Below are 13,825 nucleotides of genomic sequence, written 5' to 3' on the forward strand. Positions count from 1 at the left end.
CTTGTCCGTCAGTTGTGCCGGGTTCCGGCGAAGTCGGCGAAGAGTTCCTGCTTCTGCTCCGCGGTGAGGTGGCACGCGGAGCCGCGGCCCTCCAGGACCTCCAGCTGGGGGCGCTCGGTGGAGCACAGACCGCCCGCCACCTTCTCGACGAAGGTGCAGCGAGGGTGGAAGCGGCAACCGGTCGGCGGGTTGAGCAGCGAGGGCGGCGAACCCGGGATCGGCGTCAGCGGGACGTCGACCGAACCGTTCAGGCTCGGCATGGAGTTGAGCAGACCCAGCGTGTAGGGGTGCTCCGGTTCGCTCAGCACCTGCTTCTTGGTGCCGCGCTCCACGCACCGGCCGCCGTACATCACCAGCACGTCGTCCGCGATGTCCGCGATGACACCGAGGTCGTGGGTGATGAAGATGATGGCCGTGCCGAACTCCTGCTGGAGGTCCTTCAGCAGGTCCATGATCTGCGCCTGGACCGTCACGTCGAGCGCGGTGGTCGGCTCGTCGGCGATCAGCAGCTCCGGGTCGCAGACCAGCGCCATGGCGATCATCGCGCGCTGGCGCATACCGCCCGAGAACTGGTGCGGGTAGTCGTCGACCCGCATGTCCGGCTGCGGGATGCCGACCCGGCGCAGCATCTCGATCGCACGCTTGCGGGCCTCGGCCTTGGAGGCGCCCGTGTGCTTGCGGTAGGTCTCGCCGATCTGCTTGCCGATGGTGTGGTACGGCGACAGCGAGGCCAGCGCGTCCTGGAAGATCATGGACATCTTGTTGCCGCGCAGCTGCTCGAGTTCCTTCTCGGAAGCGGTGAGCAGTTCCTTGCCGTCGAGCAGGATCTCGCCCTCGATGGCGGTGCGGGCGCGGTCGTGGAGGCCCAGGATCGTCAGGTTGGTGACGGACTTGCCGGAGCCCGACTCACCCACGATGCCGAGCGTCTTGCCCTTGGCCAGGTCGAAGCTGAGTCCGTCGACGGCCTTGACGGTGCCGTCCTCGGTGGAGAAGTGGACCTTCAGGTCCTTGATGGAGAGGAACGGCTGCTGATCGGTGCTCGTCACGGGGACGCTCCTGGGGGGGGTGATGCGGGGGGTCGGGAGTAGGGGCGGAGGTCAGGCGAGCCGGATCCGCGGGTCGATGAGGGCGTAGACGGCATCGACGAGGATGTTGAAGAAGACGATGGCGGCAGCGGCGACCATGGTCACCCCGAGCAGCATCGGCAGGTCGTTGGCGTCCACCGCGGTCAGCGCGAGCCGGCCGATGCCCTGGAGGCTGAAGACGGACTCGGTGATGATGGCACCGCCGATCAGTGTTCCCATGTCGATGCCGAAGATGGTCACGATCGGACCCATCGCGCCGCGCCAGGCGAAGCGGAAGAACACCGAGCGCCGGGACAGTCCCTTGGCGCGGGCCGTACGCACGTAGTCCTCGCTGAGCTGCTCGACCAGCTGGGAGCGCGTCATGCGGGTGTAGTTGGCGGTGAAGATGATCGACAGCACCAGCCAGGGCAGCAGCAGACCAGAGGCCCACTTCGCCGGGTTCTCGGTGAACGGGGTGTAGGAGGGCTGGTCCAGGATGCCGAGCTGCTGCACCAGGAAGAACATGGCGATGTAGCCGACGAAGTAGATCTGCAGCGAGGAGCCGATCAGCGAGAACGAGCTCGCGATCTTGTCGGCCGCCTTGCCCTGCTTGACCGCGGCGATCATGCCGGTGCCGACGCCGATGATGAGGAAGAAGAACGCGGCACCGAGAGCGAGCGAGACGGTCAGCGGCATGCGGTCCTGGATCGTGCCGAGGACCGGCTCGCGGTTGGTGAAGGAGAAGCCCAGGCAGGGCGCGTTGCAGTTGCCGAGGCCACCGTAGTCGCGGCCCAGGAAGACGCCCTCCAGCCAGTGCCAGTACTGCACCGGCAGCGGGTCGGCGATCCCGAGGTTGTGCCGGACCTGGGCGAGCAGTTCCGGCGTGCACACCTTGCCGCACGCCATACGGGCCGGGTCACGCGGGAGCGCGTAGTAGAGCATGAAGGTGACGGCGCTGATGATCAGCAGAATGACAAGTGCGCCGAGCACTCGGCGGACTAGGAAACGGAACATGGCGTGACTTTCCGGACGGGGCGCCGTCGCCGGGATGTGGGGAAGCGAGTCGGATGGGACCGGGGCGGCGGGGTCGCCGCCGCCCCGGTAAGCGGGATCAGGCCTTGGCGAAGACCTTGCCCAGGGCGATGCAGGTGTTGCCGGAGTCGTAGATCACGCCGCCGACCTTGGAGCCGTAGAAGTAGTTGCGGATCGGGTTGTAGTCCGGAACCACCGCGGCGAGGCGCATGATCTGCTCGTCGACGTCGCCCCACATCTTGGTGGCCTTGTCCGCGTCGGTCTCGGCCGTGGCGGCGGCGATCGCCTTGTTCACGCTGGTGTTGTTCAGCTGCGGCCAGTTGACGCCACCGTCGGCGATCTGGCTGCCGTCGAAGCAGGGCTGGATGACGGCGTAGCCGGCCGGCCAGTCCGGGCCCCAGCCCGCGGCGAACATGTCGTACTCGTTGTCCAGCTGGCCGATCTGGCTGTAGAAGGACGTCTTGTCGACCTGCTTGAGGACCGGGGTGAAGCCGGCCTTGGTCAGCGCGGTCTTGATGGCGACGGCCTGCTTGACGGAGTTGTCGGACTGCTGCATCGCGACGACGATGCGCTGCCCCTCCTTGCCGGCCTCCTTCAGCAGGGCCTTGGCCTTGTCCGGGTCACCCATCGGCTTGGTCTTCTTGCCGTACAGGTCGAAGTCCTTGTGACCCGGGGTGAGCGGGCTGATGATCGTGGTAGCGGTCGCCGTGGACAGCGAACCACCGCGGATCTGCTTCAGCTGCTGCGACGGCCACGCGTAGTTGAGCGCCTGGCGGACCTTGACGTCCTTGACGCGCGTGGTGTTGATCGCGAAGTAGTAGCAGGTGGTGTCGACCTGGGTCAGGACGCGCTGCTTCAGCGTGGCGTCCGTCATCACCTTCTGGATGCGCTCGGCAGCGACCTCGTTGAGCACCGACAGCGTGTACTGGTCGTTGCCCTTGTCGGCGATGTAGCGGTCGGTGGAGGCCAGCGACTGGAAGCCGAACTGGAACTCGAACTTGTCCGGGTAGGCGTTGCGGATCGGGTCCGTCTCGGCGACCCAGTGCTCGTTGCGCACCAGGGAGGCCGACTTGCCGATGCTGCGGTTGGCGATCTTGTACGGGCCGCAGGAGAACGGGCGCTTGTCGTACTTCTCCTTGGTGTCGTGCTTCTTCGGCACGATGGAGAAGCCGCGCATCGCGAGCATGAAGTTGAAGTCGGCGTGGGCCTCCTTCAGCTTGAACGTGATGGTCTTGCCGTCCACCTCGATCGACTTGAGGTGCTTGCCCTCGTAGGGGCCCTTGTACTTGTCGCCGCCGGCCAGCCAGCTCTGCGGGTAGCGCGGGCCCTGGGTGACGAACTTGGCGAACAGACGCTCGAAGGTCCAGCGGACGTCCGCGATGGTGACGTCGGCGCCGTCCTCCCACTTCACGTTGTCCTTCAGGGTGAAGGACCAGGTCTTGCCGCCGTCCTTGACGGTGCCCGCGTCGGTGGCGAGGTCACCGACGAGGGTGGTGTTGCCCTTGGAGTCGACCTTGTAGCCGGTCAGACCGCGCAGGAACAGCACGGAGCAGGCACCCTCGTACGAGGAGTACAGCTGCGCCGGGTCCAGGTGGTCCCAGTCGATCTGGTCGAGGGTGTAGATCGTGCCGCCCTTGCGGGCGCCCGGAACCTCGGGGGCCGGACCGGTGGAGTCGGCCTTGGTGCCGATGGCGATCGTGGCGGCCTTGGCCTTGTCCACGGAGGGGGCCTTGTTCGAGCCCGCGCCGCCCGCGTTGCCGCTGCTGCACGCGCTCAGAACGGTGCTTGCACCGGCCGCCACACCCGTGGCTATGAGGAAGTTTCTGCGGGAAAAGGACATGGCTTACCTGCCTAGTCGATCGATGGATGAGAGATGCTGACCAGCCGGACGGCGGTGACCGGACGGGGATGGGGACTCAGCGCTTGGACTTCGGGTCGAGCGCGTCGCGCACTGAGTCACCGAGGAGGTTGAAGGCGAGGACGAAGAGGACCATCGAAACGCCCGGGAAGATCATGAACGTGATGTCGTCCGAGTAGAACTGTGCACCGCGTCCGATCATCACGCCCCAGTCCGGGGTCGGGTCGATCATGCCGACACCGAGGAACGCGAGACCCGCCTCGGCCGTGACGTAGGCCGGGAGCATGAGGGTCGACTGGATGAGGATCGGGGTCCACAGGTTGGGCAGCAGTTCCTTGAAGATGATGCGGGCCGGGGAGGCACCGGTGACCTTGGCCGCCTCCACGAACTCCCGCTCACGCAGGCCCAGCACCTGACCGCGCAGCAGTCGCGCGATGGAGGCCCAGCCGAAGGCGGACAGGACGAGGATCAGGCAGGTGGCCCGCATCCAGGCCGGGACATCCTCGTCGAAGGGGACGAACATGCCGTAGACGACCGGCATGAAGGCGATGAAGAACAGCGTCGACGGGAACGACAGCAGGATGTCGATGACCCGGCCGATCAGGTAGTCGGTCTTGCCGCCCAGGTAGCCGGCGGTGACGCCGACCACCACGCCGAGCGCCGTGGTCAGCAGCGTGGCCGCGGTGGCTATGAGCAGCGAGGTGCGGATGCCGTAGAGCAGGAACGTGAAGACGTCCCGGCCGAGCTGCGGCTCGATGCCGAACCAGAAGTCGGCGGAGATGCCGCCGTTGGGTGCGACCGGGTAGGCGAAGTCGTTGAGCAGACCCGGGGTCTCCTGGCCGTACTGCTCGTACGGGTTCTTGCCGTAGAGCTTGGCGATCAACGGAGCGGCGATCGCGATCACGAAGAAGAAGATCACGACGTACGCCGACACCACGCCGGTACGGTCGCGCTTGAAGCGGGTCCAGGCCAGCCGGCCCGGGGAACGGCTCTCGCTGCCCTTAGGGGTGGAGGGCGAGGGTGACTTCTCGACGGTCTCGTCGGTCACCTCGAGCGGGGCAGCCGCAGATGGAGTTGGGGGGGTCATGGTGCTCCTGGCCCAAGGGAGGGTCTGATGACTCCGCAGGGCGCTCCCCTACGGGCTACGCCGGACTTTTTCAACGCAATTCATTCAAGGTCAATAAATTCTCGGTCGCCTTGGTGGTCTCTTTACCTTCTTTACCCGCACTTGATCATTCCGTAGCTACGCGGGTAGCACGCCGTAATCAATCCGTGCTTCTCATCGGACTAATTGGACGAATCGGGCAAGGAGTTCGTTATGCGGACGGTGGTGTGTCGAAATGCGTACATCGACGCGTCGCAATCCAACGTTTCGGCAACGTTGCGCGGAGATCCATTGCGCCCCCAGCGCAAGATCGTCAAGGCGCATGCAGGCGTCTGCCTGCATTCGGGTGACGTGTCCCCCTAAAGGCTGCCTAATCGGGCGACATTCGAGCGGTAATCCAGCTGCAATCGAGCGGCGTGCATGTGGCGTGCGCCATATAACCCGATATTGGCCGGTAATGATCAGTGATCGCGAGGTGAGCACGGAGGAGGCACGCATGCGGGGAGTCACGCACGCCCGATGGGCCGCCGGCGCGCTGCCGGTGGCGGTCGCGCTGGCCGTCGCCGGCTGCGGGGGCAACGGCTCGAGCAGCGGCGGCGCGGTCGGCACCGCGGTGCTCAGCTCCTCCTGGGGCGACCCGCAGAACCCGCTGGAGCCCTCCAACACCAACGAGGTCCAGGGCGGCAAGGTCCTCGACATGATCTTCCGGGGCCTGAAGAAGTACGACCCGAAGACCGGCAAGGCCACCGACATGCTCGCCCAGAGCATCGACACCCCGGACTCGCAGAACTTCACCGTCCGGATCAAGAACGGCTGGACCTTCTCCAACGGCGAGAAGGTGACCGCCCGCTCGTTCGTGGACGCTTGGAACTACGGGGCGAGCCTCAAGAACAACCAGCGGAACGCGTACTTCTTCGGCTACATCCAGGGCTACGACAAGGTCCACCCCGCCGGCGGCAGCCAGAGCGCCGACACCCTGTCCGGCCTCAAGGTCGTCGACGACCACACCTTCACCGTCAAGCTCGACCAGAAGTTCTCCAGCTTCCCGGACACCCTCGGCTACGCCGCCTTCGCCCCGCTGCCCCGCGCCTTCTTCACCGACCACGCGGCCTGGCTGAAGAAGCCGGTCGGCAACGGGCCCTACACCATCGAGTCCTACACCAGGGGCTCACAGATGGCCCTGAAGAAGTGGGACGCCTACCCCGGCCCCGACAAGGCCCAGAACGGCGGAGTGACGCTCAGGGTCTACACGGACAGCAACACCGCCTACACGGACCTGATGGCCGGCAACCTCGACCTCGTCGACGACATCCCCGCCGCCCAGCTGAGGAACGTCAAGGGCGACCTCGGCGACCGCTACATCAACACCCCGGCCGGCATCATCCAGACCCTCGCCTTCCCGTACTACGACCCCAGGTGGAACAAGCCGGGCTCGGAGAAGGTGCGCACCGGCCTGTCCATGGCGATCAACCGTCGGCAGATCACCGACACGATCTTCCGCCAGACCCGCACCCCGGCCACCGACTGGACCTCCCCGGTGCTCGGCCCGGACGGCGGCTTCCGGGCCGGCCTGTGCGGCACCGCCTGCGACTACAACCCCACCGAGGCCAAGCGGCTCGTCAAGGAAGGCGGGGGACTCCCCGGCGGCCAGGTCAAGATCACGTACAACGCGGACACGGGCTCGCACAAGGAGTGGATCGACGCCGTGTGCAACTCGATCAACAACGCCCTCGGCAACGACCGGGCCTGCGTCGGCAACCCGGTCGGCACCTTCGCGGACTTCCGCAACCAGATCGGGCAGCACCGGATGAGCGGCCCGTTCCGCGCCGGCTGGCAGATGGACTACCCGCTCATCCAGAACTTCCTCCAGCCGCTGTACTACACCAACGCCTCCTCCAACGACGGCAAGTGGTCCAACAAGGACTTCGACCGCCTCGTCGACCAGGCCAACGCCGAGACGGACCAGGCCAAGGCCATCGCCACCTTCCAGAAGGCCGAGGGGATCGTGCGGGACAACATGGCCGCCATCCCGCTCTGGTACCAGAACGGCAGCGCGGGCTACTCCGAGCGGCTGTCCCATGTGGCGCTCAACCCGTTCAGCGTCCCCGTCTACAACGAGATCAGGGTCAGCTGACCCGCCATGGGACGCTACGTCGTCCGGCGACTGCTCCAGATGATCCCGGTGTTCGTCGGATCCACCCTGCTGATCTTCCTCATGGTCAACGTGATGGGCGACCCCATCGCCGGGCTGTGCGGCGAGCGCGCCTGCGACCCGGCGACCGCCGCCCAGCTCCGGAAGGAGTTCGGGCTCGACAAGCCGGTCTTCCCACAGCGCTACCTCACCTACATGGGGCACGTCTTCACCGGCGACTTCGGCACGGCGTTCAACGGCCAGAAGGTCACCGAGCTGATGGCGACGGCGTTCCCCGTCACCATCCGGCTGACCATCGTGGCGATCCTCTTCGAGATCGTCGTCGGGATCACGCTCGGCGTCGTGACCGGCCTCAGACGCGGGCGGCCCGTCGACACGTCGGTCCTGCTGCTCACCCTCGTGGTGATCTCCGTCCCGACCTTCGTCACCGGTCTGCTGCTCCAGCTGCTGCTCGGCCTCAAATGGCACTGGATCAGCCCCTCGGTCCACAACGGCACCTTCGACGAGCTGCTCGTGCCCGGCCTGGTCCTCGCCTCCGTCTCGCTCGCGTACGTCACCCGGCTCACCCGCACGTCCATCGCGGAGAACAAGCGCTCCGACTACGTCCGTACGGCCGTCGCCAAGGGGCTGCCCCGCCGCCGGGTCGTCGTCCGGCACCTGCTGCGCAACTCCCTGATCCCCGTCGTCACCTTCATCGGCTTCGACATCGGCGCGCTGATGGGCGGCGCGATCGTCACCGAGCGGATCTTCAACATCCACGGCGTCGGCTACCAGCTCTACCAGGGCATCCTGCGCCACAACACCCAGACCGTCGTCGGCTTCGTGACCGTGCTCGTGCTGGTCTTCCTGGTCGCCAACCTGCTCGTGGACCTGCTGTACGCCGTACTCGACCCGAGGATCCGGTATGCCTGAACAGCCGTACGAGCCCGACGGCGGCGCGATCGCCGGCACCGGCATGGGCGGCGCGATGGACCTCGCGGCCAGCGAGGCCAGCACCCTGGAGAAGACCCCCGGCGGTCCTGAGGGCACAGGACCTGGGGCCAAGCCCCGGTCGCTGTGGTCCGACGCCTGGCGGGACCTGCGCCGCAACCCGGTCTTCGTCGTCTCCGCGCTGGTCATCCTCTTCCTGGTCTTCATCTCCCTGTGGCCCTCGGCGATCGCCCCCGGCAGCCCCCTCAAGTGCGACCTGGCCAAGTCCCAGGAGGGCTCCCAGCCGGGCCATCCCTTCGGGTTCGACGGCCAGGGCTGCGACGTCTACACGCGGACCGTGTACGGCGCCCGCGCGTCCGTCACGGTGGGCGTGTGCGCCACGCTCGGGGTCGCGCTCCTCGGGTCGGTGCTCGGCGGCCTCGCGGGCTACTTCGGCGGCGTCTGGGACTCGGTCCTGTCCCGGATCACCGACGTCTTCTTCGCCATCCCGGTCGTCCTCGGCGGCCTCGTCCTCCTCTCCGTGGTGACCAGCAACACGGTCTGGCCGGTCATCGGGTTCATGGTGCTGCTCGGCTGGACCCAGATCTCCCGAATCGCCCGCGGCTCGGTCATCACCGCCAAGCAGAACGACTACGTCCAGGCCGCCCGCGCCCTCGGCGCCTCCAACTCCCGCATCCTGCTGCGGCACATCGCGCCCAACGCGGTGGCGCCCGTGATCGTCGTCGCGACCATCGCGCTCGGCACCTACATCGCGCTGGAGGCGACCCTGTCCTACCTCGGCGTCGGCCTGAAGCCGCCCAGCGTCTCCTGGGGCATCGACATCTCCGCCGCCTCCCCCTACATCCGCAACGCCCCGCACGCCCTGCTCTGGCCCTCCGGCGCGCTGGCGGTCACCGTCCTGGCCTTCATCATGCTGGGCGACGCGGTGCGCGACGCCCTCGATCCGAAGTTGAGGTGAGGGCGTGGTGCTGTGTGAAGCGGGTGATCCGGGCGTGGGTTTCGGGGCCGGGGAGCGGGATGGCTCGGGTGGTCGGCGGGGTCGGTCGAGGGGTGGGCGTGGTGGAGTCGCGGGCGCTGTCCGGGGGGTGGGGTGGGGGAGGTCCGGGCCGGTGGATGCGCTGCTCTGGGCCTCCGGCGCGCCGGCGGTCACTGTCCTGGCCTTCATCATGCTGGGCGACGCGGTGCGCGACGCCCTCGATCCGAAGTTGAGGTGACGGCGCCGTGCTGCTCGAAGTACGCGACCTGCACGTGGAGTTCCGGACCAGGGACGGGATCGCGCGGGCCGTCAACGGGGTGTCGTACGCCGTCGACGCGGGGGAGACGCTGGCGGTGCTCGGCGAGTCCGGATCCGGCAAGTCGGTCACCGCGCAGGCCGTGATGGGCATCCTCGACATGCCGCCGGGCCGGATCACCGCCGGCGAGATCCTCTTCCAGGGCCGGGACCTGCTGAAGCTGAAGGAGGAGCAGCGGCGCGGGATCCGGGGCGCCGGGATGGCGATGATCTTCCAGGACGCGCTGTCCGCGCTCAATCCCGTGATGACCGTGGGCGACCAGCTCGGCGAGATGTTCGTCGTGCACCGGGGCATGTCGAGGAAGGACGCGCGGGCCCGGGCGGTCGAGCTGATGGACCGGGTGCGCATCCCCGGCGCCGCCCAGCGGGTGCGCGACTACCCCCACCAGTTCTCCGGCGGCATGCGCCAGCGCATCATGATCGCCATGGCGCTGGCACTCGAGCCGGCCCTCATCATCGCCGACGAGCCCACCACCGCCCTCGACGTCACGGTCCAGGCCCAGGTCATGGACCTGCTCGCGGAGCTGCGGCGCGAGTACGACATGGGGCTCATCCTCATCACCCATGACCTGGGCGTCGTCGCGGACGTCGCCGACCGGATCGCGGTGATGTACGCGGGGAAGATCGTCGAGTCGGCGCCCGTCCACGACATCTACAAGAGCGCCGCCCACCCCTACACCCGGGGCCTGCTGGACTCCATCCCGCGCCTGGACCAGAAGGGCCAGCAGCTGTACGCCATCAAGGGCCTGCCGCCGAACCTCATGAACATCCCGCCCGGCTGCGCCTTCCACCCCCGCTGCCCCATGGCCCAGGACGTCTGCCACACGGACGTGCCCCCGCTCTACGAGGTCTCCGAGGACCGGGGCAGCGCGTGCCACTTCTGGAGGGAGTGCCTGCATGGCCGCGACCACTGAGCAGGTCACCGAGCCGATCCTGGAGGTCAGCGGCCTCGTCAAGCACTACCCGCTCACGCGGGGGATCCTCTTCAAGAAGCAGGTCGGCTCGGTGAAGGCGGTCGACGGCGTCGACTTCACCCTCGCCAAGGGCGAGACCCTGGGTATCGTCGGCGAGTCGGGATGCGGCAAGTCGACCGTGGCGCGGCTGCTTTGCAGCCTGGAACGGCCGACGGCCGGCTCCATCCGGTTCAAGGGCGAGGAGATCACCCGGCTGTCCGGCCGGGCCCTGAAGGCCGTGCGCCGCAACATCCAGATGGTCTTCCAGGACCCGTACACCTCCCTCAACCCCCGCATGACGGTCGGCGACATCGTCGGGGAGCCCTACGACATCCACCCCGAGGTCGCCCCGAAGGGCGACCGGCGCCGCAGGGTGCAGGAACTGCTGGACGTGGTCGGCCTCGACCCGGAGTACGTCAACCGCTATCCGCACCAGTTCTCCGGCGGCCAGCGCCAACGCATCGGCATCGCGAGGGGCTTGGCGCTGCGCCCCGACATCATCGTCGCCGACGAGCCGGTCTCCGCCCTGGACGTCTCGATCCAGGCCCAGGTGATCAACCTGCTCGACCGCCTCCAGGCGGAGTTCGACCTGTCGTACGTCTTCATCGCGCACGACCTGTCGATCGTCCGGCACATCTCGGACCGGGTCGGGGTGATGTACCTCGGCCGGATCATGGAGATCGGCACGGAAGAGGAGATCTACGAGCACCCCACGCACCCCTACACCCAGGCGCTGCTGTCCGCCGTCCCGGTCCCCGACCCCGACGCCCGGGAACACCGGGAGCGGATCATCCTCACCGGGGACGTGCCCTCGCCGACCCTGATCCCCTCCGGCTGCCGGTTCCGCACCCGCTGCTGGAAGGCGCAGGAGCGCTGCGCGCTGGAGGTCCCGCCGCTGGCGGTCCCGGCGGTACTCGCGGACGTCTCCGGCCCGGCGGCGCACGACTCGGCATGCCTCTTCGCGGAGGAGAAGCGGGTCGTGCCCCCGGAAGTCGTGCCTCCGGAAGAGCTGTCGGGCAACGGCAACGGGCCGGGATGACATGGCGCACCCCGGCCCGTTCAACGGCACCCGCACGGCCGTACGCTGTTCACCCTCGCGTGTCCGTATATCGGTACCGCTTCCGTGAAGTTGCCTGCGTGTTAACGCAGTTCACGACGGTTTGCTGCGTTATGCGAGCGAACGCTGGGCCAGCGAACGCTTGATGAAGTCCAGCTGCAGCCGCAGCAGGTTCTCCGCGACGGTCTCCTGCGGGGTCATGTGGGTCACCCTGGACAGCGGCAGCACCTCGTGCGGACGGCCGGCGGCCAGCAGGGCGGAGGACAGCCGCAGGGAGTGGGCGACGACCACGTTGTCGTCCGCCAGCCCGTGGATGATCATCATCGGCCGGTGCGGTTCCGCCGGGTCGACCAGCCCCGCGTCGTCGATCACCGAGTTGCGGCGGTAGACCTCCGGCTGTTCGTCCGGGTGCCCGAGGTAGCGCTCCTCATAGTGGGTGTCGTACAGGCGCAGGTCGGTGACCGGGGCGCCGACCACGGCCGCGTGGAAGACGTCCGGGCGGCGCAGCACCGCCAGCGCCGCCAGATAGCCGCCGAAGGACCAGCCCCGGATGGCCACCCGGTCCAGGTCCAGCGGGAACTCCTCGGCGAGGGCGTGCAGCGCGTCGACCTGGTCCTGGAGCACCATGGCCGCCTTGTCGTCCCGGATCGCCTTCTCCCACGCCGGCGAGCGGCCCGGGGTGCCCCGGCCGTCGGCGACGATCACCGCGAAGCCCTGGTCGGCGAACCACTGCGAGGTCAGGTGGGCGTTGTGCGCGGCCACCACGCGCTGGCCGTGCGGGCCGCCGTAGGGGTCGAGCAGCACCGGCAGGGGCGTGTCGCCGTGGTAGTCCCGTGGCATAAGCACGGCGCACGGAATTCGGCGTGCGCCCCCCTCCCTGAGGGTCACCCGCAGGGACATACCAGGATCTTCGGCGTACGACGTGACAGTCGCCGTCCGTTTCCCGTCACGCAGCACCTGGACACGCGTCCCGGGGCTGTCCAGCGTCGCGGACACCAGCACCGTCACGTTCCCGGACCGCGTCGCCGAGTGCACGCCGGGTTCCTGAGACACGCGCTCCACGCCGAGTTCGTTGACCCGGTAGACGTGGATCTCGCCGATCTCCGGCGCCTCGGTGGCCTCTGCCGCCTCGCCCGCCGAGGCCGTGACCAGCACGTCGTCCGCCGACACGTCCAGCACCGAACGGATGTGCAACTGGGGCCCGGTCAGCGGGCGTTCGCCCACCGACAGCACCCGCGCGCCACCCTCGTCGGCGATCCGCACGAGCTGACCGGACGGGTTCCAGCACGGCACCCCGGCGAAAAGTTCCAGCCATGTTGGATCTTCGTCCGCGTGCACCATCCGGGTCGCCCCGGAGTCCGGGTCCACCGCCAGGAACAGCTGGCTGCGCTGGTCCCGGGCCTGCACCAGCAGCAGCGGCGCCCCGGCCTCTGACCAGTGCACACGAGCCAGATACGGATACCGCGTCCGGTCCCACAGGACCTCCGTGCGCGTCCCGTCGAGGCCGGCCACGAACAGGCGTACGTCCGCGTTGGGCGTCCCCGCCGCCGGGTACGCCACGTGGTGTGGCTCACGTTCGGGGTGGGCCGGGTCCGCGATCCACCACCGCCGCACTGGTGTGTCGTCCACCCGCGCCACGAGCAGCCGGTCCGACTCCGGGGACCACCAGAAGCCCCGCGAACGCCCCATCTCCTCGGCCGCGATGAACTCGGCGAGGCCGTAGCCGACCTGCTCCTCCTCCTTCTCCAGCAGCGCCCGGTCGTTCCCGCCCTGCGCGTCCACCACGCGCAGCGCGCCCTGGGCGACGTATGCGACGTGCCGCCCGTCGGGCGCCGGACGCGGGTCGATCACCGGCCCCGGGACCTCGAGTTCACGCGCCGTCCCGGCCCGCAGCTCGGCCACGAAAAGCCGCCCTGACAAGGCGAAAGAGGCCAACTCCACGGCCGTGTCGGTGGCGTAGCCGACGATGCCGGCACCGCCCTCCCGGCTGCGTTCCCGGCGCGCCCGCTCCTCGGGCGACAGGTGCTCGGAGACACCCCCCAGCAGGACACCGGGATCGGCCGCCACGCGCTCCGAGCCGTCCTCCGGGTCCAGGATCCAGAGGGAGTTGGCCCGGTCCGTGCCGGAACTCGAACGTAGGAACGCGACACGCGAACCGTCCGGTGCCACGGTGAACGCACGCGGCGCGCCGAGTGTGAACCGCTGCGTTCGGGCGTGCCGGCGGGGGAAGGAGTCAACCTCGGTCGTCATACCCTGACCATATTGGCCATGCGCCCCCTTGTGCGGCAGTGCGCCGAGCTATGCGCGAGCACGGATAGTTATGATCACTACCGCTGAGTGGGTATCAACCTGCCGACGCGCGCGTGCGTCGGCTGTACTGAGT

The 13,825-nt window shown here is 68.2% G+C and carries 10 protein-coding genes; 5 read left to right on the plus strand and 5 right to left on the minus strand.

Going from position 1 to position 13,825, the window contains the following annotated elements; all coding sequences use genetic code 11:
* Nucleotides 1-8: 8 nt before the first annotated feature.
* The 4 genes from ABZ865_RS13785 to ABZ865_RS13800 form a co-directional block, all read right to left on the minus strand.
* Nucleotides 9-1,046, minus strand: a complete 1,038-nt coding sequence (locus tag ABZ865_RS13785) for an ABC transporter ATP-binding protein (RefSeq protein ID WP_361228731.1) — start codon at nucleotides 1,044-1,046, stop codon at nucleotides 9-11.
* A gap of 51 nt (nucleotides 1,047-1,097) precedes the next feature.
* Complete coding sequence (locus ABZ865_RS13790; protein WP_361228733.1) at nucleotides 1,098-2,078, minus strand: ABC transporter permease; 981 nt, start codon at nucleotides 2,076-2,078, stop codon at nucleotides 1,098-1,100.
* A 97-nt stretch (nucleotides 2,079-2,175) separates the two neighbouring features.
* Nucleotides 2,176-3,936: an ABC transporter substrate-binding protein gene (locus ABZ865_RS13795; protein WP_361228736.1), complete on the minus strand. Its 1,761-nt coding sequence runs from the start codon at nucleotides 3,934-3,936 to the stop codon at nucleotides 2,176-2,178.
* Nucleotides 3,937-4,012: 76 nt separating this feature from the next.
* Complete coding sequence (locus ABZ865_RS13800) at nucleotides 4,013-5,041, minus strand: ABC transporter permease (protein WP_361228739.1); 1,029 nt, start codon at nucleotides 5,039-5,041, stop codon at nucleotides 4,013-4,015.
* A gap of 514 nt (nucleotides 5,042-5,555) precedes the next feature.
* Here ABZ865_RS13800 and ABZ865_RS13805 point away from each other — a divergent pair.
* The 5 genes from ABZ865_RS13805 to ABZ865_RS13825 all read left to right on the plus strand — a co-directional run bounded on the left by ABZ865_RS13805 (nucleotide 5,556) and on the right by ABZ865_RS13825 (nucleotide 11,424).
* Nucleotides 5,556-7,193 carry an ABC transporter substrate-binding protein gene (locus ABZ865_RS13805; protein ID WP_361228742.1) on the plus strand — a complete coding sequence of 546 codons (1,638 nt, stop codon included), beginning with the start codon at nucleotides 5,556-5,558 and terminating at the stop codon, nucleotides 7,191-7,193.
* Between the two features lie 6 nt (nucleotides 7,194-7,199).
* The gene (locus ABZ865_RS13810; RefSeq protein ID WP_361228745.1) at nucleotides 7,200-8,123 is read left to right on the plus strand and encodes an ABC transporter permease; all 924 of its coding nucleotides are present in this window, start codon (nucleotides 7,200-7,202) and stop codon (nucleotides 8,121-8,123) included.
* Nucleotides 8,116-9,099 carry an ABC transporter permease gene (locus ABZ865_RS13815; RefSeq protein ID WP_361228748.1) on the plus strand — a complete coding sequence of 328 codons (984 nt, stop codon included), beginning with the start codon at nucleotides 8,116-8,118 and terminating at the stop codon, nucleotides 9,097-9,099. Before ABZ865_RS13810 ends, ABZ865_RS13815 begins: the two co-directional genes overlap by 8 nt.
* Before the next feature lie 263 nt (nucleotides 9,100-9,362).
* Entirely contained in the window at nucleotides 9,363-10,346 is a 984-nt protein-coding gene (locus ABZ865_RS13820) for an ABC transporter ATP-binding protein (protein WP_361228751.1), read from the plus strand.
* Nucleotides 10,330-11,424: a dipeptide ABC transporter ATP-binding protein gene (locus ABZ865_RS13825; protein WP_361228754.1), complete on the plus strand. Its 1,095-nt coding sequence runs from the start codon at nucleotides 10,330-10,332 to the stop codon at nucleotides 11,422-11,424. Before ABZ865_RS13820 ends, ABZ865_RS13825 begins: the two co-directional genes overlap by 17 nt.
* A 129-nt stretch (nucleotides 11,425-11,553) precedes the next feature.
* Here ABZ865_RS13825 and ABZ865_RS13830 read toward each other — a convergent pair whose 3' ends face one another.
* Nucleotides 11,554-13,692: a prolyl oligopeptidase family serine peptidase gene (locus ABZ865_RS13830; protein ID WP_361228757.1), complete on the minus strand. Its 2,139-nt coding sequence runs from the start codon at nucleotides 13,690-13,692 to the stop codon at nucleotides 11,554-11,556.
* Between the last annotated feature and the right edge of the window lie 133 nt (nucleotides 13,693-13,825).

Source organism: Streptomyces sp. NPDC047085 (assembly GCF_040643735.1).
In the GTDB taxonomy this organism is placed as follows: Bacteria; Actinomycetota; Actinomycetes; order Streptomycetales; family Streptomycetaceae; genus Streptomyces.

Excerpts from the sequence above, each read along its gene's own strand:
- ABZ865_RS13790 (WP_361228733.1), bottom strand. The coding sequence starts at position 2,078 with ATGTTCCGTTTCCTAGTCCGCCGAGTGCTCGGCGCACTTGTCATTCTG.
- ABZ865_RS13795 (WP_361228736.1), bottom strand. The coding sequence starts at position 3,936 with ATGTCCTTTTCCCGCAGAAACTTCCTCATAGCCACGGGTGTGGCGGCC.
- ABZ865_RS13800 (WP_361228739.1), bottom strand. The coding sequence starts at position 5,041 with ATGACCCCCCCAACTCCATCTGCGGCTGCCCCGCTCGAGGTGACCGAC.
- ABZ865_RS13805 (WP_361228742.1), top strand. The coding sequence starts at position 5,556 with ATGCGGGGAGTCACGCACGCCCGATGGGCCGCCGGCGCGCTGCCGGTG.
- ABZ865_RS13810 (WP_361228745.1), top strand. The coding sequence starts at position 7,200 with ATGGGACGCTACGTCGTCCGGCGACTGCTCCAGATGATCCCGGTGTTC.
- ABZ865_RS13815 (WP_361228748.1), top strand. The coding sequence starts at position 8,116 with ATGCCTGAACAGCCGTACGAGCCCGACGGCGGCGCGATCGCCGGCACC.
- ABZ865_RS13825 (WP_361228754.1), top strand. The coding sequence starts at position 10,330 with ATGGCCGCGACCACTGAGCAGGTCACCGAGCCGATCCTGGAGGTCAGC.
- ABZ865_RS13830 (WP_361228757.1), bottom strand. The coding sequence starts at position 13,692 with ATGACGACCGAGGTTGACTCCTTCCCCCGCCGGCACGCCCGAACGCAG.